This window comes from Halomonas sp. (assembly GCF_034520545.1).
In the GTDB taxonomy this organism is placed as follows: domain Bacteria; phylum Pseudomonadota; class Gammaproteobacteria; order Pseudomonadales; family Halomonadaceae; genus Halomonas.
Window position 1 is genome coordinate 170,724 of sequence record NZ_JAXHNN010000014.1, and the last position, 17,459, is coordinate 188,182.

Annotated in this window: 12 protein-coding genes and 3 pseudogenes; 6 read left to right on the plus strand and 9 right to left on the minus strand. The window is 52.6% G+C overall.

Going from position 1 to position 17,459, the window contains the following annotated elements; all coding sequences use genetic code 11:
* Nucleotides 1–4,811: 4,811 nt before the first annotated feature.
* Nucleotides 4,812–5,054 (plus strand): annotated as a pseudogene (locus U5L98_RS19080) (DUF6957 family protein); the annotation flags it as partial.
* A 181-nt stretch (nt 5,055–5,235) separates the two neighbouring features.
* Here U5L98_RS19080 and U5L98_RS15945 read toward each other — a convergent pair.
* Nucleotides 5,236–5,499, minus strand: coding sequence for a hypothetical protein (locus U5L98_RS15945; RefSeq protein ID WP_322559276.1), 264 nt, complete (start codon nt 5,497–5,499; stop codon nt 5,236–5,238).
* Between the two features lie 713 nt (nt 5,500–6,212).
* Here U5L98_RS15945 and U5L98_RS15950 point away from each other — a divergent pair.
* The 3 genes from U5L98_RS15950 to U5L98_RS15960 all read left to right on the plus strand — a co-directional run bounded on the left by U5L98_RS15950 (nt 6,213) and on the right by U5L98_RS15960 (nt 8,602).
* Nucleotides 6,213–6,527 (plus strand): hypothetical protein, encoded by a 315-nt coding sequence (locus U5L98_RS15950; RefSeq protein ID WP_322559277.1) that lies wholly within the window; start codon nt 6,213–6,215, stop codon nt 6,525–6,527.
* A gap of 1,281 nt (nt 6,528–7,808) precedes the next feature.
* Nucleotides 7,809–8,045 carry a hypothetical protein gene (locus tag U5L98_RS15955; protein ID WP_322559278.1) on the plus strand — a complete coding sequence of 79 codons (237 nt, stop codon included), beginning with the start codon at nt 7,809–7,811 and terminating at the stop codon, nt 8,043–8,045.
* The gene (locus tag U5L98_RS15960) at nt 8,042–8,602 is read left to right on the plus strand and encodes a hypothetical protein (protein ID WP_322559279.1); all 561 of its coding nucleotides are present in this window, start codon (nt 8,042–8,044) and stop codon (nt 8,600–8,602) included. Before U5L98_RS15955 ends, U5L98_RS15960 begins: the two co-directional genes overlap by 4 nt.
* Nucleotides 8,603–9,366: 764 nt before the next feature.
* Here the strand turns inward: U5L98_RS15960 and U5L98_RS19085 are convergent.
* Nucleotides 9,367–9,456, minus strand: a pseudogene (locus U5L98_RS19085) (hypothetical protein); the annotation flags it as partial.
* Between the two features lie 892 nt (nt 9,457–10,348).
* On the opposite strand from U5L98_RS19085, the gene U5L98_RS15965 reads away from it, so the two are divergent.
* Complete coding sequence (locus U5L98_RS15965; RefSeq protein WP_322559280.1) at nt 10,349–10,894, plus strand: class I SAM-dependent methyltransferase; 546 nt, start codon at nt 10,349–10,351, stop codon at nt 10,892–10,894.
* Between the two features lie 102 nt (nt 10,895–10,996).
* Complete coding sequence (locus U5L98_RS15970; protein ID WP_322559281.1) at nt 10,997–11,221, plus strand: amphi-Trp domain-containing protein; 225 nt, start codon at nt 10,997–10,999, stop codon at nt 11,219–11,221.
* 800 nt (nt 11,222–12,021) lie between these two features.
* Here U5L98_RS15970 and U5L98_RS15975 read toward each other — a convergent pair.
* From U5L98_RS15975 to U5L98_RS16000, 7 genes and pseudogenes are all read right to left on the minus strand, one after another.
* Nucleotides 12,022–12,663 (minus strand): ATP-dependent endonuclease, encoded by a 642-nt coding sequence (locus U5L98_RS15975; RefSeq protein ID WP_322559282.1) that lies wholly within the window; start codon nt 12,661–12,663, stop codon nt 12,022–12,024.
* A gap of 137 nt (nt 12,664–12,800) precedes the next feature.
* Nucleotides 12,801–13,058, minus strand: a pseudogene (locus U5L98_RS19090) (ATP-dependent nuclease); the annotation flags it as partial.
* Nucleotides 13,059–13,224: 166 nt separating this feature from the next.
* Complete coding sequence (locus U5L98_RS15980) at nt 13,225–13,443, minus strand: hypothetical protein (protein WP_322559283.1); 219 nt, start codon at nt 13,441–13,443, stop codon at nt 13,225–13,227.
* Between the two features lie 154 nt (nt 13,444–13,597).
* Nucleotides 13,598–13,810, minus strand: a complete 213-nt coding sequence (locus U5L98_RS15985) for an AAA family ATPase (protein ID WP_322559284.1) — start codon at nt 13,808–13,810, stop codon at nt 13,598–13,600.
* 412 nt (nt 13,811–14,222) lie between these two features.
* Nucleotides 14,223–14,780 (minus strand): hypothetical protein, encoded by a 558-nt coding sequence (locus U5L98_RS15990; RefSeq protein ID WP_322559285.1) that lies wholly within the window; start codon nt 14,778–14,780, stop codon nt 14,223–14,225.
* 492 nt (nt 14,781–15,272) lie between these two features.
* Entirely contained in the window at nt 15,273–15,554 is a 282-nt protein-coding gene (locus U5L98_RS15995; protein ID WP_322559286.1) for a nuclease-related domain-containing protein, read from the minus strand.
* 1,245 nt (nt 15,555–16,799) lie between these two features.
* Entirely contained in the window at nt 16,800–17,372 is a 573-nt protein-coding gene (locus U5L98_RS16000) for a hypothetical protein (RefSeq protein ID WP_322559287.1), read from the minus strand.
* Nucleotides 17,373–17,459: the final 87 nt, after the last annotated feature.

Consider the following 17,459-nt stretch of genomic DNA (forward strand, 5'->3'; position numbering starts at 1 on the left):
GAGTACGGTAAGGAGAAGCCTGCTGCGTCGATCAGATCCGGTTACTCAATCATCATGCTTTGCGGCTAGCACTCGCGAGGAATTCGAGGAAAAAACCAGGGTTGCGACCTTGTAGCCGTGATCGGTCAGCTTCCAGCCAGATGCCCACTTCCCCTTAACCCCCTTCAGCTCTTTTTCAAACCATCCTAACGAGCCATTGATCTCATCGAATCGAGCCGCCGAACCGAATATAGCTTTTTTTGCTTTCCAATGTATGGGGGTCAGATCGTCCACAGATGTGATTTATGGGGAATGGCCTTAGCATACATCGCCCACATAAACGCAGGCTATCCCACGCTTCTCTCTTTCGAGAAGAGATGCAAAGCATGGGTATTGAGATAAATAGATATCCCAGAATTTTGGCCGAAAATGAAAAAAGCTGATGAGTGCCTGATGGGCTTTGGACTTTGTGTTGGTAGGCATTTTTTGAGGTGATTGTGTTCCATATGGTATCACAACAATCAAAACAATCACAACAATCACAACAAGAAACAGTCGTTTGAACGATCGCTGTACAACACATCAGCCTTGTGCAGAGCTGGGCAGAACCAACGCACGGTGTCGCAGGATCAGGTGCCCGCCATCGAGGAAATCCTTCCGCGCGCGACAGCTCGACATCTACAGCTTTGTCCATTAATGGACAGCGCACGGCCAGGCGGTCGGCTCAGGCATGGCCATCGCCAGTGATTCCTTCATGGAGTTTCACAACAGGCAGCCCGCCCCATCCTGCACATCAGCCTTGTCCAGCAATGGATATGACCAGAACCTGGAACAAGACCCGGTACCGGCGCAGATCCCTGACATCAGGTACACACTTTGTTTTCGCGTCTGCTCAGCAGCTCTACACCAACGGCCTTGTCCATTAATGGACAGAGCACCGTGCCAGCGGTCGGCTCAGGCTCGGCCATCGGCAGTGATTCACACGTGGAGCTTCCGACGGCAGCCCGCCCCGGCATGAATATCTACCTTGTGCATCAATGGACAGCGCATGGGCCAGGCGGCAGGCTCAGCATCACAATCGGCAGTGATTCCCTCGTGAAGTTACACGCCAGGCAGCACGGCCTAGCCTGCACATCAGCCTTGTCCATTAATGGACAAGGCCAGCCGCCAGTACCGGCGCAGATCCCTTCCTATATCAGTGCGGCAGATAGGCATCGAAGGCTTTGTCCATTAATGGACAGAGCGCGGGCCAGCTGGTCGGCTCAGGCATGGCCATCGGCAGTGATTCACACGTGGAGCTTCCGACGGCAGCCCGCCCCGGCATGGATATCTCCTTGTCCATTAATGGACAGAGCATGGCCACGCGGTCGGCTCAGGCATGGCCATCGAGAGTGGTTCCCTCGTGGAGTTACCCGCCAGGTAGCACGCCTAGCCTGCACATCAGCCTTGTCCATTAATGGACAAGGCCAGCCGCCGGTACCAGCGCAGATCCCTTCCTATATCAGCGCGGCAGATAGGCATCAAAGGCTTTGTCCATTAATGGACAAAATCAGCAGACAGAGCCGGACCTGCTCCCCACCATCGATTACACTCTGTGTTAACGCCCGTTCGCCCGCTCGGCATGGACGGTTTTGTCCATTATGGACAGAGCACGCGACGGCATCGACTCTGGCATGGCTATCGGCAGTGACACCTTCATGAATCCGCGCATCCAGCAGCACGCTACCATCTCGCACATCCGACTTGTCCATTAATGGACAGGAGACAGCACCCTGTGCCAGCGCATATCCCCACTGGTGGAGATATCCTGTATGGACGCGGCAACTCTTCAACATCGACGGTTTTGTCCATTAATGGACAGATCACGGAACGGCTTGATTGAGGAACGGCCATCGGCAGTGACACCTTCATGTATCCGCGCACCCATCAGTACGTCCCCATCCCGGATATCCGACTTGTCCATTAATGGACAAGGCCAGCAGAAAGAGCCGGTTCAGTTCCCCACCATCGGTGACACTCTGTGTCATCGCCCGTTCGCCAGCTCGGCATGGACGGTTTTGTCCATTAATGGACAGAGCACGGGCCGGAAACGACTCAGGCATGGCCATCGGCAGTAACATCTCTATGGATCCGCACGCACAGCAGCCCGCTCCCATCCCGCACATCCGACTTGTCCATTAGTGGACAAGGACAGCAGACAGAGCCGGACCAGATCCCGACATCGGGGACACTCTGTGTAATCGCTCGCTCGGAAGCTCGGGACTGTTTTGTCCCGTAATGAAAAAGCCTCCGAAAGGAATCGGATCAGCCATCGCCATCGCGAAGGACACCTTCGTGGAGGCACCTGCACAGCATTACGCCCCCACCCTAAACGTAACTCTTTTCCTGTATTGGACAGGGGTAGGCGCCTGGCGCCGGCGCAACCCAACGGCGGAAGGGATCCTTGTATGTGTTAGGCACCTCGTCGGCATCAACCATTTTGTCCATAAATGGACAACGCATCGATATCGGAGCAGCCATCGCCGGTGATACCTCCGGATAGCCACCGGCACAACAGCAGCCTACCGTCCAGAAAAGCTCGTGTTGTCCATTAATGGACAGAGACACCGACAGGTATCGGATCAGCCATCAGCCAGGGATACGTCCGAGTAGCCACAGGCACGGCAGCAGCCGACCATCCAGGAAAGTCAGTTTTTCCATTAATGGACAGAGCCACCGACTTGCACCGGATCAGCCAGCACCATCGGCCGTGGTACCTCCGGGTAGTCACCGGCACGGCAGCAGCCGCCCACTCAGAAAGCCAGGCTTTGTCCATTAATGGACAGGGACAGCACCCGGTGCCAGCGCAGATCCCCACTGGTGGGGATATTCTGTATGGACGCGGCAACTCTTTGACATCGACGGTTTTGTCCATTAATGGACAGAGCACGGGCTAGGCGTCGGCAGGGGCATTGCCACCGGCAGCGGCAATTTCGCGTAACTGCCACACGACAGCAGCCGCCCTCTCGAAAGGTAGGTTTGTCCATTAATGGACAGGGTCACTGACTGGCATCGGCTCAACCTTCGTCAGTGATACCTCCGGGTAGCCACCGGCACGGCAGCTGCCGACCATCCAGGAAAGTCAGATTTGTCCATTAATGGACAGAGCGACCGACTGGCATCGGCTCAACCTTCGTCAGTGATACCTCCCGCTAGCCACCGGCACGGCAGCAGCCGCCCTCTCGAAAGGCAGGTTTGTCCATTAATGGACAGAGCCACCGACAGGAATCGGATCAGCCCTCGCCCATGATACGTCCCGCTCAGCCACCGGCACGGCAGTAGCCGACCATCCAGGACGTCAGATTTGTCCATTAATGGACAGAGCCACCGACAGGAATCGGCTCAGCCCTCGCCCGTGATACGTCCGGGTAGACACCAGCTCGGCAGCAGCCGCCCTCTCGAAAGGTAGGTTTGTCCATTAATGGACAGAGCCACCGACTGCCATCGGCTCAACCTTCGTCAGTGATACCTCCGGGTAGCCACCGGCACGTCAGCTGCCGACCATCCAGGAAAGTCAGATTTGTCCATTAATGGACAGAGCGACCGACTGGCATCGGCTCAACCTTCGTCAGTGATACCTCCCGCTCGCCGCCGGCACCGGCAGCAGCCGCCCTCTCGAAAGGCAGGTTTGTCCATTAATGGGCAGAGCCACCGACAGGAATCGGATCAGCCCTCGCCCATGATACGTCCCGCTAGCCATCGGCACGGCAGTAGCCGACCATCCAGGAACGTCAGATTTGTCCATTAATGGACAGAGCCACCGACAGGAATCGGCTCAGCCCTCGCCCGTGATACGTCCGGATAGACACCAGCTCGGCAGCAGCCGCCCTCTCGAAAGGTAGGTTTGTCCATTAATGGACAGGGTCACTGACTGGCATCAGCTAAACCTTCCTCAGTGATACCTCCGGGTAGCCACCGGCACGACAGCAGCCGACTATCCAGGAAAGTCAGATTGTCCATTACTGGACAATGAACCGCCGAACGCGGATCAAGCATGGTCATCATAAGTAACAGCTTGGTCAAGACTACCCACACGGCAACACGACCACATTCTGAACATCACCCTTGTCCAGCGATGGACAAAGGTAAGCCGGCAGAACAGACACCTGCGTCAAGATCAACCTATGCCGGCACATCATCTCGGCATATTGTCTCCACTAGTTTTGTCCATTGCTGGACAGTACCAACGCACTGTCCAGCAGGATCAGGTACCCGCCACCGAGGACATATCGTGGCGGCTTAAAAGCCAGCCCAATGCCCTTATTCCATTAATGGACAAAGCCATCGTTTGATGCTGCATCAGGCCATTATCACCGATAGTTGACGATGGAGTGCTAAACGGCTCTCTCGACAAGTGAGAAAAATCCCTCAAAAACGGCAGTTGATATATGACCACATACCCAAAATAGACCACGAACTGGCATGCTCAAAAACATGAACAAACACCTACTTCGATTTATGATCAGAAAGACTTGCGTGTCTCTTGACTCACACCTATTATACATAACCTATAGATAGGAGATAAAAATGATGCTCAGCCAGGATGACAAAGAGACAAGAAAAGAGGAAGTATTACGCGAGCGCTACCAAAACAAGTTCCCACCTGATAGGTTGGAAGCCCCTCATTGAGCAGTTGCACGTACCGGAATTATCCATGCAAAACCCACTTGGGCAGTGGCAGATGAAGGCATAGATAAAAGATCTTGCATCGTAAAAGACTAGGAAGTCGTAGATGTCGTAGATGTCAACAAACCTATGCAGCTATTGTTTTCTGACCATGTTTATCAGACTACAAAGCTCGCTTCATGCGTGGTGGCTATGTCTGCACCAGCCTCATCATTCATTTCGATGAAGAAACTGGTTTGGTTCAAACCAGAAATTCACTTTACTGTCTGGAAGGTGACGGAAAAGAAGTCAATGCCACACTGCGAGAAGCCTACAACATGCGCTCTCTGGGACAGTCCCTGCACGTGCTGAGGAATGTAGAGGGCCAACTAGGGCCAGATGCATTTTTCACTGGGCCTGATGATGACTGAGAGGCACTGCCAAGTCCATGGCTTCGATCATGGCGTCATACTCCTGTCCTCCGCACTGGACATGGAGCCCGGGAGCCTACAGGCAACTAGGCTATCGACTCGTCTACAAATGAGTTTTCCCATCGCACATGGCAGAAAGGTCGAGCACGATATCGGCACCATACAAGATCCCACCGAGTAGTCAGGCATAACCTCTATGCTCAATGTGCTCAACATAGCTCAGCACGTCAGCCACCCTCCCCCGGGCGACCAACTGCTGGGCCGTGAGGTCCCCCAGCGCGGGAATTGGTGTCTGCCTATACCATCGATAAGCCTCTTTTCTAGAGCCCGCCCGGGCCTCGATACGCGAAAAAATGACTTCCTCATCTGCATCCTCGCCATGCAACTGGCCGATGCGACGATACAAGAACGCCAGGATCTCATCAGGATCGCGGATCTTATGCATTCGGGGAGGCCTGACGGGTGATCGGGGCCTTGGACGCTGACGTAGAACCCGGCGTCTGAGAATGCTGTCGTTACCGTGATGGTGTAGTGGTTTCCCTGTGCGTCCATTGTCCGGAGGAATGCCTCGCGGCTCCAGAGATCTAGGTCGACGCCCTCCTCCACAAAGTAACTTCTGCGAGATTCCAATGCGCGCAGAAGCCGTTTCTCCATCTGCCGCCGCATTCGCATAGACCAGTGGGGCATAGTCAGCTAGCCTTTATAGAGAAGATAACTCAATCACTTCTTTCGTGTAATCCAGTAAGCCGCAAAGGCAACCGCCACTGCGAGGATAAGCAAAGGTGAAGCAACCACAATCATTTCAAGGTGCTCATTCATACTCTACCTGCTCATGCGGCACAGCCGCGATGTGTTCATCAAGGCGAGGGTTCAAACTGTATCTTCGGTATCCTCGGACATTAATCAGTACCTATCATGCGGGAAGTACTTGCACGCCCTGACTCTCAACCCGTGTCCGATGAGCGACGAATTAGTGCCTGATGTCGACATTGATCAGCCCCTCACCTGCCTGCTTTGAGCGACGGGGCATGTACTCTTTGAGCAGCTCAAAATCCAGCTCTATTGTGGACACAGACTGCGTCACCATCATCTCGGCTTTCTACTATACTTGCTTGTACACAGTGTATACCCCGCCAGCAGTTACAACCAGGAGTTGCTATGAAAATTCAGCTTGCCCGGCAGGGTGATAATCTTAAGGTCGATATTGATGAGATCAGCATCATACGCGGTGGTTACCGTGGTCGATCGCTGAGCTTCACCATGAGGCGCTTAGCCCCTATAATTAATATTGACACGTTGTTTTGTGCCTCCAAAAACCTGGATGATGGTAAAACAGCTGTACTCGAAGTCACAGATCAAATGGTTCTAGAGAACAATATAGATAGAGCTATACGCGACACGATGAACAAAATACCCAAAGAGAAAAAGCGTAAATGGCTGAATGAGAGCATAGCGAAGTCATTCCCATGGTGAGTCAGGGTTGTATAAAAGCCAACCACTTTAGCTTGCTACTTTTTCAGTGGCGGCGGGATATGCTTTCCATTAGCATCTACTGCCACAACTCTCAGTATCCTCAGGGTCAACTCCGTAGCGGACGGGGCTTCCAGTCACTATATTTGGAAGACGTCCGGAATTTCTATCTTTTTCAAGAGTACTTCATATTTTGTCGGCATCAGTGGTTTTCAGACAAACACTTTTGGTCCCATGACCATAATCCTCCACATGGACTATAGCTACAAACGTAGCATAAAATATCACTTACTCATCCCATTTTCGCCCACTGCAGAGACCGTCATGAAGATTCACCGTCAACATCGATGATGACCTGTATCAGCAGGCCATGGCGCTATCTGACCCGCGAATTCAGAAGCCGGCAGATCTCATTCATGAAGCCATCAGGACCTGGATGTTCGAGTCCAAGCGGCACGAAGCCTGTCGGCCCTGGGTGGTAAGGCGCCAGACATGGCGGACATTCCGCGTCTAAAATAGGTGCTCAACACCGAAGAAACCCTGACAGCCTCGGGGTGTCTTTGGGTTCAAAATTTCTTCATAAGGACTCATCCTACTGAGACTCATCGCGACCTAACGCCATTAATTGTAGGTACCACACATGCGAGCAAGGATGGTGACTTCCCCACTAGGTGTTTGCTATCATCAATCATCGGCAACCCTCAAAAAGCTGTGGAATAAGGTTAGAGTGGGCATGAAGCCACCTCAGTGTGACCGAATACGCTTGAGAGCCACGCTTCCAGGGTCAATGGCGAAAGCGCAAAATCTGTTGATGTGGTTTGCGATCACCCACTAAGTTTAATGAAGAGAAATGAGAATAGGACACATGGCGTGCGTTGAAGTGATACAAAAAACGATGAAAGCAAGCAACCATCTGCCCCCTCCTCGATGTCGTACCATAGACGGTGACTTTTGATGAGCAAACATGTCTTCTCAGTTACGCACCCGGACAACCCTTCGGTGTAGCCGTTACCTTCAAGCATTTCGCGTCAACGATGCATGAAAGCACAACGGAGCGGGACTCGATACTGAATGCATTGACAGCAACCATTGCTCGCGCATTCAATGAGCTATCAACTTAGATGCTTCAGTGCATCCACGGAGCAGGGGCTAACACTGAAATATCGTCCCGACGTTATCCTGAAGCTCTTGACGGCTACCATTTTTATCACCGTGGTAGACGTGAGATGATGCAGCGATGGCATTATTCAATTGAAATGACAAAAACCAACAGGATAGTTCGACATGCCCGAATTCCGCGATTCCCGCTTTGGCATCCGCAATGCTTCGCTGATACTTGGGGTCACTGTTACCGAGCTTCGAGAGGCCATCCTCTCCGGAACCAAGATTCATGGCGTAATACCACCTAATCCATTGTTCAACGCCGGCCAGCGAAAATCTGAGATGATGTTCAAAGCAGGAGATATCTTGGATTGTGCTGAAGCCATACAAGCCCTCAAAACCAAAGGAGAAGCTGAATGACAGATCTGCAAGCCTTCGAAGAAGCGTTATTGTCATCACGGGATGATTTTGTCGAGAAGCACAATCGTTCAGTTCAACGCGCTCAGGAACAGTTTGGTAAGCGGCGTGTCTCAGCAAAGGAGATCAATCTTCCGCAACAAAATCCCAAGAAAGCTCCTCAAGAAACCAAAGATAAAACTTACACAGGCATCGCATATAAAACCGGTCACATCGTCAAACTTGTCGTAAGGAAAAAGCGAATGAGCTTGCTTGATGAGGTGTTCGAGTACCAGTCTTCAAAAATTTCTGAAACCTGGAAGCACGCATCGATGCAGAAAAAAGCCGCGAAAGCGGCAGGCTATCCGGATCATTTATGGCTATGTTCAATGTACTGGGAAAGCTGTGATGCATTTCAAACATGCAAACGACAGACACACGCCAAAGTTCACAATACGATGAACGACAAGCAAAAGGCCGAGTTGGATGACGCCATAGACCAGCTTGGAGCGCCAGGTCATGGTGGCTGGCGGTCGCGCTCTGCGATCAGCAAACACCAAGGCTCTGGGAGGCATGCGTGAGCCGAGGTTGCGCCCGCTTGTAAGCCGTGCGCGACGGCGAGCACCCCGATCTGGACTCAAGACTCGGGACTTCACGCTAGGATCTGGCCGATCTCCATCGAAGCGATCCCCTTTCTGCTTCGCTGGCCAGAATCATCGGACCTCGCACCAAGAATTAGAAGAGACCCAGGCAGATGCTCCTGCTGGCAAAAAGCTCAGTGAAGAATCTCTGCGCACTGTGCCTGCTATACGACGCTGTCTACGCCAGATGTTGATGCAGAGCATCTGAGGCCTTCAGCGACCCGATGCTTGCGCGCACCGTCAAGGTGCTGTGTTTACCATGCGGGCCGTGTGTGCCGGATGGAGCTGACCGAGCCACTGCTGCTCCGCGAGTGCCCCCAGAGTCGTAAAGGCCGCTATGCTGGAAGTGCGTATGGAAAGCATGTCCGGGTCGCAGCTTCAAGCTATGGGCAGAGCCAGACTGCGGGCACATTTCCAAATGGACGGTAAGGAACTTTCCGCTAAAGCTGGGTAGCTCTGCCCAATACGATCCCGGTGATATGGAATCTGTACCAAGCTTGTAGATGCAACTACCCTGCCCCGATCCTCAACCGCTGCTGCTTCATTGATGCCTAACGTTTGACGCCAAAAATCGATACGACGGTTGCCAGCTTTCTTGGGGGAAGTCAACCATCTTCACACAGGCCCTAGAAAGCGGAAACCCCACACCGCTGAGCGTATGTGGGGCTTCATGATCAAGCCCAGGCGGCTATCGCCGTGCTGCATCAGTCCTCGGAGTACGGACCAGCGCAGGGACTCGACGGGCTCGATCTGCCGTGCTCTTCCTTCCAGGCCTTGAGCGTCTTCTGGTTACCACGACGGGGCTCAACGACTTCGCCCGTGTTCGGGGTTCTTGTAAATCTTCAGCTTGCGCTTACGACGCTGAGTGGGACGCCTGAGGAGATCGATGCAGCACGATGTGGAGCCGAAATGTGCGGCGCATCCGCAGCACTCTTGCCGCATTCCTGCATCAGAGCCTCAAGCTGATTTTTGAACTCAATTTCGGCTTGGAGGCGCGGGTCCTCTTCCATTTTTTTAAAGCTTTTCCGCCAGCTCTTTCATTTGTTGTTCTTGCTGGGCGTATGTTGTCAGGAGGCTTGACATAGAATCGGTCTTCTAACGGGTGAATTTACATGCGGCATGATAATTAACGAGAAATAAGAAACGCAACGATATTCTTGCTTTCATCCCTTTTGTCGGAGGTACAGAAGAGATGGCGGTGCGCGCACGCGGCCGGAACTCACTTCAGCTAGGCCTGGGCCGCTATCGAATGACTCCTCTCAAGAGCCCGACCGTGGTTCACATTTACGCTGCCACTGCTAAGTACGTAAGGATAGTTAGACACAGTTCTTTTGTCCGATGCCGTGAATCCGACCAGTAAACCGGCTTGACGCCGTCCTGCCTGGGTAACGACCAGGGAGGTCTCTATTTTGGCGTCATAGGTTGTGGCAATGGGTTACGCTGAAACGGATATTTTCATCGATCTTCCTTTTCGTGATGCTCCTCTTCCCTTTCGCGGCGATGGCTGGAAGAAGTTGAGAACGCGGGTTGCGCTACGGAAATAAACCAGCAAAGTTAGCCCTGGACCGGCGTGCCGCACGAGGCGATAACAGCCGGGAGGGGTACGAGCGGGTAAAGAAGGACCCCGAATGACGATACAGGACTGCATGTTTCCCGCCACCGCCATGCCCGACAGGGACTGGTGGCATGCGCTATGGCCTGACCCTGACATGCGGCATCAAGGCCTTGCGCATCGAGCAGGGGATGAAGGTCGTTGATCTGGGCTGTGGCGATGGTTATTTCACCGCCGCCATCGCCCGCCAGGTAGGCGCTGGGCGCGTCATCGGTCTCGACCTCGACCCAGTCATGCTCGAGCAGGCGCAAGCTGCCTGCGAAGGGATGTCGAATTGCAGCTGGCTACTTGGGGACGCCATGGCGCTGAGCCGTCTGCTAGATGCATCGGTGGACTATGTGCTGATTGCCAACACTTTTCACGGCGTGCCGGACAAGACAGCCCTGGCACGGGAAGTCGCTAAGGCCCTGAAACCGAACGGCCGCTTTGCCATCGTCAATTGGCATCCCCTACCACGGGAACAGACGACTGTTCTTGGGCAGCCGCGAGGCCCCAAGACCGCAATGCGCATGTCTGTGGAACAAACCCGGACGGTGGTCGAGCCTGCCGGCTTCAGACTGGAGACGCTGGTTGAGCTACCACCCTACCACTACGGGGCTGTTTTCATCCGTGCCATCTGATCATCTGAGACACCACGATTAGCGTGGGTGACCTGCTAGACTGGATGCGAGCCTGCTTGCGCCACAGGCGCTGGCGGTACCGACGTCACCGAGGAGAGAAACATGGGATCCAAAGACGAGAGAGACGTAGAAAAAGGCTACCCGAAGGCCGACTTCGTGGCCAAGCTACGGCGACTGGCGGATGCCATCGAGAACGGCGAACGTTTCGATATTCAGATTGCCGGCGAGCGCATCTATGTCCCCGTCAGAGCAAAATTCACCATCGAACACGAACGATCAGATGATGAAGAAGAGATTGAATTTCAGATCAAATGGCAAAATGAATAGATTAGATCATCTGATGGGGATGTCGTACCTCGCTCAGCGATAGAAGTGCGACAAGGTCGGTAGCAGCTGGACAGTGGCTACCAGATTATAGAGCACATCGTTGTGCTCGTTCATTCGGTAGCCATGGCCAAGAAGGCCCCCGCAGGTTGGGCTATGTGAAGTGGATCTTCTAGGGCGGCCTGAATTTTTTAATAAGGTACTACTCACGGGAAGATAGCGGCCAGAGGCGAAGTTAAACTATTGATAATATAACGCCTGAAGAATGCACGCCCATAAAATTGAGGCGATGCGACAATGTAGTAGTCGTCGTCGTGCCTGGCCTTGTCAAAGTTTTCATAGGGTAACTCCGAACATCGGAGCAACCACCCAAGCCACAACAAGAACTAGAACGCCTGCAATGACAGCCTCCGCGATTTTGATTAGGGACATGCGGTTGTTCACGATTGGCTTTGTTTGTCCCTCGCTTCCAGAAGGTTCGGCTTCTGGTTTTTGGGAACACCTTGCTTGGCATCTTTTCGTCGTTTTTTGGCTTGAAACGGAGAACTTTCATTACTAACACTTGAATCCTTTTTGTCGTAATTTTCAATAATTGCACTGACTTCGTCGATTTTCTTTCGAGAATCAGTCGTCTTATAGGGTCATCCTCTATGACCTGCTCAGTCCTAAGTCTGGCGACTTCATTTTTCAGGAACTCGATTTTATCGGTCATGATGAACACTAATGCTGTCAGCACTCGCGATTATGTAGTGTAGGTGGAGCCGCAACGGAAAAGCCGTCGCTATGCCTGGCCTTGTTATGTGTTACGTATTCCTGATCCAGTCAAAGCACGCCTTGAAGTCGGGCATTTGTTGTTCGATCTTGGCCGCGCTCATGTCACGCAGCCGCTGTTCTTGTTCGATAATGGCGTCTTCACCCTTGTCGTCAGCCCCGGTCACTTGCTCGATACAACCTTGCGACCATGCCCAGACGCTGACCTGTTTCAGAGCGTCATGGCTGGCTTCGGCAATTGGCTTGCCTTCTTCATCCGCCGCAAAACAGGCCCAAACATCGGCAGCCAGCCAACCGGCTTGCTTGTCGGTCTGAGGCAGTCCGTTGCCGTTGAGTGTAAAGCCGTGGTCGGGTTGCAAGCGTGCCAGTATACGTCTGGCATCGGCCATATCCTCCGCGTCCCGGTCCAGTAGGCCACCCTTGCGGGCGTGGGTGTAGGCGAAGTCTAAATCAGCCACGGCGCAGGAGCGAATCCCCATGGCCGCTAGCACTGGCAGTGCCTTGGGAATGTCCGCGCAGGAACCCAAAGACACAAAGGCGATATGGTCCAGTTCCGGCGCCTGTCCGTAAAGGCGCTCGTAGGCCAGCGGCAGCAGGCGGCGATCCGTCTTACCCTCGCAGAGAACCACTCGTTCAGCGAAATAGATTTCAGCCAGGTTGCTAAGCTCAAACAAGGTGCGCGACTGGCTTTCCGCGCCTTGCGATGGCTTCGTTGACGGCTTGCTCGCAGGGGCTTACGGGCGGTGACGCCTTCGTCCGCGCTCTTGCTCACAATCACCGTATCGGTGGCATTGTCCCGGCTAAGCATCAGCGGCGAATGAGTGGAAAAGACGACTTGAAATCCTGCCTGAGCCAGGCTGGCCAGCGCCTGCCGCAACCGCCGCACGCCTTGGGGGTGGAGGTACAACTCAGGTTCGTCAATCAGTAGCAAGCGGCGCGAGGGCTGTCGCCGTTCGTCCCGCCGGGTCTCCGCAAGATAGCGAATCAGGGCCATCTGGATGGCCCGCTGAGCGCCAGTGCCCATCTGGTCAAACCGCCGCCGATCACCCGTACGTTTTGTCCGTGACATGCAGGTCACCGGCCTTGAAGAACTCCTTTACATCAAGTACCTGTAAATCAAGATCCAGCGCGAGACCGGGAAAAAGCGCTCTAGCGCACCGCTGGCATCGATATCAAACTGCTGCAAGTGGTCTGAACGATGATCGCCATCGGCAGTCAAGAGGTGACGGATAGTATCAAGGGCGGTGTTCAATTCCCGCACGAGCCTGAAGCAACGGCCCCATGATCTCATCGAGGAGGCTCTTTATCGTCGTGCCAGCCTTGGCCTTGCCTAAATCCTCGCCGATATCGTGCATAGCCTGCACAAGCAAAGGCTCCGGCAGCAAGGCAGAAACGGCTTGCGGGAGACCGGTAGGATAATCTCGCCAGTGTACCGGTTCACCATTCTCCGGCATTGCTCAATATCCCATACTTCCTTTCTCAGCGCTTTGGTGGTGGTTCCTGTTGCCGAGGGCTCGAATCCACAAGCGGCCATCACGGCAATAGGGAGTTATTGCTTTGCGATGTTTCTCTTCGGGAATTCGGCCGAGAACTTCATCATTAATGCCATCAATGCAAGCAACCACTTCGCACCGGCTGGTCCGGATCATGAAAATCCTTGACCGGAAGCGCAGCCGGCTTCAGCACCCAACTGAGCGCCTGAAGAATGGAAGACTTACCGGTGTTGTTCTGACCGACCAAAGGGGTGTACCCCTCCAACGGCAACGAAACATCTTTGCAAGCGCGAAAGTTTTTGATCCGGAGGTGGCTGAGGCGATGCATTTGGAGTCCTTCTATTACTTTTAGATATCAGCAGAGACAGTGTGGTGCGTTCATATAACGCCAAATCTAGGCCACCGCTTTAGCGGTCGGCTGAAGCGCCTTGTTGCCCGTTTTTCCGTGCTTGCTCAATTACTTCGATACCAAGGAGGTTTTTGAGAGGTAATAGCTTTTCTGGCAGCAAACCCTCGAGCGCCAGTATTACCCTCACATTCTGCGGCACTCCCTCAGCCAACTGCATTGCCTCTAGAACTGCTGTGTACTTCACGCATTGGAATAATCCACGGGTTATATCGATCTCCACCAGAGATTGATGATTTAACCTCAATTCCAATCAAATCTTTATTTTTTTTGAAATACACATCAAGATTGTCTCCAGAGGGCGAGCCCAAACTCAGTAGCACCTTCATGTGTGTTAGAACTTAGATTGACGGCAAGACCGGGATTTCGGGCATACAACACCCTTGAACTTTTTGTGGGCCTCACTCTCACCTTTGCCACCAAAACCCGATGCTTCGGCGAGTTGGTAGGAATAGTCTCTCTTCACAGGCTCAAGGCCCAGCTCTGACAACACTTCCCCCCAGTGGTTGAAGGAGAAAATGTGCTGTAACTCAGCCTCCACTAAAGCCCGCTGCTGCCTCCGACTGAGAGAGGTAAAGTCTTCTTTTTTTACGGAGAAACCAGCCAACACCCTCTCCAGGAAGACCCGCACTCCCTGCTCTACTACAAGGCATTGAATGGGCGGCACCTTTTCATTCCATGCCTTGGATAGGTTTTCAAGGGTACTTCCAATACTTCCCAAAACGTAGTTAAGGTTTCTTGGGTTTGGAATCCCAGCTTCCCGCGCAAGGTCAGAGTAATAAATGGGACTGCCAGCTTCAGCCTGGCGCACAAGGATCGGGAGCACCTCTCGAGCCCTTGTTTGATATAATTTATCGCCCGAAATCGGTTCTACAATCTTTGCCGTTTCCATACGAGTTCCTTCTTTGAATTTGGCTACCTGTTCAACAACGCATGAACGATCCAGCTGCCCCTTTCCGGAATGTCGGCTTAGGCTCGATAGCAGTCAAACCTTTCACGACTTCTAATACGCCAGAATCTAGCAGATCTCCTGCACTACCCGGCACTTTTCGGGTACCCGAGAACACCCCCAAAAACTGATGCTCCCCCAGCACTCCTACCTCCTGTATGTCCGCTGAAACCATGCCGCCACCACACTTGGGACATTTTCGCTGAGCATTAGGAATCAGACAGACGAAGCCTTGAGCCTGTGCCACGTGCTCTCGGTGGGTCTTACGTGTGGGGACTAGTCTCCCACTGTGGATTTTCGTGAAGGCCTCTTTCACCTCCGCCTCGGAGAAGAGAACGACTTCCTGAAACGACTTGATGTAAGTTACATACCCGCCGCCGCGTGTGACGTTGTTCGGCATCGTGGACTTTAGCTTCGCACTGCCAGTAAAAACCACTACCGAATCGAATGACTTCCGCAGGAACATCGAGGGCTTTTCTCCAAACTTTTTACATGCTTGTAGTTCTGCCGCAACGGATTCTGGAACCTGAATGACTTACGATAGATCTTTTGGGTCCATTGTGCCTGGTCCTTGTCACCAAAGATCCAACCTTTCATGTTCTTTGTCTCCACGACGAAGATCCCGAATCGGGACACAAAGATATGATCAATCTGCGTGGACCCGTCAGGGGTAGGTAACGTGACATTGTGGATCGGTTTATATGTCTCTGCTGGCAATCGAAACCTGGCAGCCGCCTTGACTAAGGCTTCTCCAACACAAGCCCTTGAACCAAGGAGACTTAACGAGACCTATCAGAAATGCTACAGGAATCAGCCACCACAATGGCCTCAAGACTTCATTTAAGAACAAAGAATTATCCAAAGATTCTATCTCACTGGAGAATCGTTGGCTCAGGCACCCTGTTGAGGTTGCCAGTTTTTTTAAAGGGCCCTGACTGTTACCGCTCTTGGTGCTCTAGCGCCTCATAGCGCACACATCCCTTCTTGCGGGCCTCTCTCGTCTGCCGATTGCTGAAGAACCAGTCTGTTGCACTCCCCTCTCGCCAACTCTAAGCGGGTGAGCTCGTCTGGCAGGGGCAACAAAAGCAATCGTAGGATTGAAGGAGTTGGACGCTGCGCAGTACATGTTCTTCTTCTTGTCATATCTCAATCCGCTTCCGCGACTCTCTCGAAGATAGCGACATGCATCGGCAAAGAATTCCTTTGCTGCCAAGGTGCACTTTGAGAACTCGGCCATTCTATCTTTCTTATCTGCACAGACTGATTCGTCTCGTATGCGCCACAACTGGTGCTGGAACGAAATGCGCTGATCGTTTTGATCAACAGTGACAGTTTTTGCCTCTGTGCCTAGGGACTCTTGCATGTGATCGCTTATAGCACTTGAAGTGCTATCCAATACCGCTGCGAACAGGGCTGAGATTGGGTCCATACGCTTTCTCGACTGGGATGCCTGACAGTTTATTTTAGAGCATGCCCGGAAATCGAATGAGCGCGCATTTTGCACCACGTAAAATTCTTTTTATGTTTCCAGATGCCCTAATAAATTTATGAGAATAGGCTAACGATCTTCATTCGGCCAAAAGCTGAGCTTCAAATAAAGTTAGTATCGCCCCACTACCGGGGGAATTGACCTTGAGCGGCTTCATTCAACGAATATAAATATATCGTGGCTCGCTTCGTTCTCAATATCTACCCATATTTGATAGCCGCGCATCGTACCATGTCTCATAACACTACCCAAAGGACGATGAGGCCTACAATAACGATGATGCAACCACGGAAAAGGGTTGCCCTGGTTTCTCATCAGATGACCTAGGGACTGGTGCATTGCGAGAGACCGAAGACCCTCTGGGCGAATTCTTGACGCTGGTTTTGAATCCAAACTCAGCATCAACTAAATCCGCAGCAGCTTTGTACCCAGCAGTTCTTTTGCTGCCGCCCTGCCGCGTGTATCCGTCACTATCAGTTCTTCTCTCCAAACCAAAGCAAAGTGCTTTCTGAATAGCGTTTGATGGACTGCATGGCCTTCGTGTCTGCTACAAGATTAGATGCCACTGAAGACAGGCGTGCATCGTCTGGGAAAGCAATTGAAGTGCATCGCGCCCCTGCGCGATCTTTCAGGACATTGAAAGCAAACCAAGCAGCCAGTTCTTGTTCACGGCCGGCGACCGACAACGCTGAAAAAATACGATCGTATAAGGAACGCTCACCTGTGTATCGAGTGGTTTCAATGCTGTAATCGTCAGCAAGTCTTATAAGCTGCGGCGAAGCTGTCGAATCCTCATCGACCTTGCAAGATATAAGATCGCTAATTTCATCTTTTGTAACGCCATCTGGAATCTTAATCCCTAAACCTTTGGCGTATGCGATCTGCCCTTCGGTCGGTGGGGCTGGCGGTAGTTTCTCGACCTCATCTACCGTAGTGTCGTCAGCCTCCGCCTTCGCCCGGGCTGAGATTTCATTTTTGGCTTTATAGGTTCGTGTTCTTGAACGACCTGAATCTTTTCCTTTGCCTCGGATTTTATATTTCGGCATTTCAGCCTCTCTTTTAATCGCCTAACATAAGATATACTGATTTCCCTTGCCAAAATGTAGGCTTCGGGGCGACAACTTATTAATATT

Bases quoted from the DNA above. Each gene is read 5' to 3' on its own strand.
- U5L98_RS15945 (WP_322559276.1), bottom strand. From the start codon at position 5,499: ATGCATAAGATCCGCGATCCTGATGAGATCCTGGCGTTCTTGTATCGT.
- U5L98_RS15970 (WP_322559281.1), top strand. From the start codon at position 10,997: ATGGGATCCAAAGACGAGAGAGACGTAGAAAAAGGCTACCCGAAGGCC.
- U5L98_RS16000 (WP_322559287.1), bottom strand. From the start codon at position 17,372: ATGCCGAAATATAAAATCCGAGGCAAAGGAAAAGATTCAGGTCGTTCA.
- U5L98_RS15960 (WP_322559279.1), top strand. From the start codon at position 8,042: ATGACAGATCTGCAAGCCTTCGAAGAAGCGTTATTGTCATCACGGGAT.
- U5L98_RS15950 (WP_322559277.1), top strand. From the start codon at position 6,213: ATGAAAATTCAGCTTGCCCGGCAGGGTGATAATCTTAAGGTCGATATT.
- U5L98_RS15990 (WP_322559285.1), bottom strand. From the start codon at position 14,780: ATGGAAACGGCAAAGATTGTAGAACCGATTTCGGGCGATAAATTATAT.
- U5L98_RS15965 (WP_322559280.1), top strand. From the start codon at position 10,349: ATGCGCTATGGCCTGACCCTGACATGCGGCATCAAGGCCTTGCGCATC.
- U5L98_RS15980 (WP_322559283.1), bottom strand. From the start codon at position 13,443: ATGCCGGAGAATGGTGAACCGGTACACTGGCGAGATTATCCTACCGGT.
- U5L98_RS15985 (WP_322559284.1), bottom strand. From the start codon at position 13,810: ATGCATCGCCTCAGCCACCTCCGGATCAAAAACTTTCGCGCTTGCAAA.
- U5L98_RS15955 (WP_322559278.1), top strand. From the start codon at position 7,809: ATGCCCGAATTCCGCGATTCCCGCTTTGGCATCCGCAATGCTTCGCTG.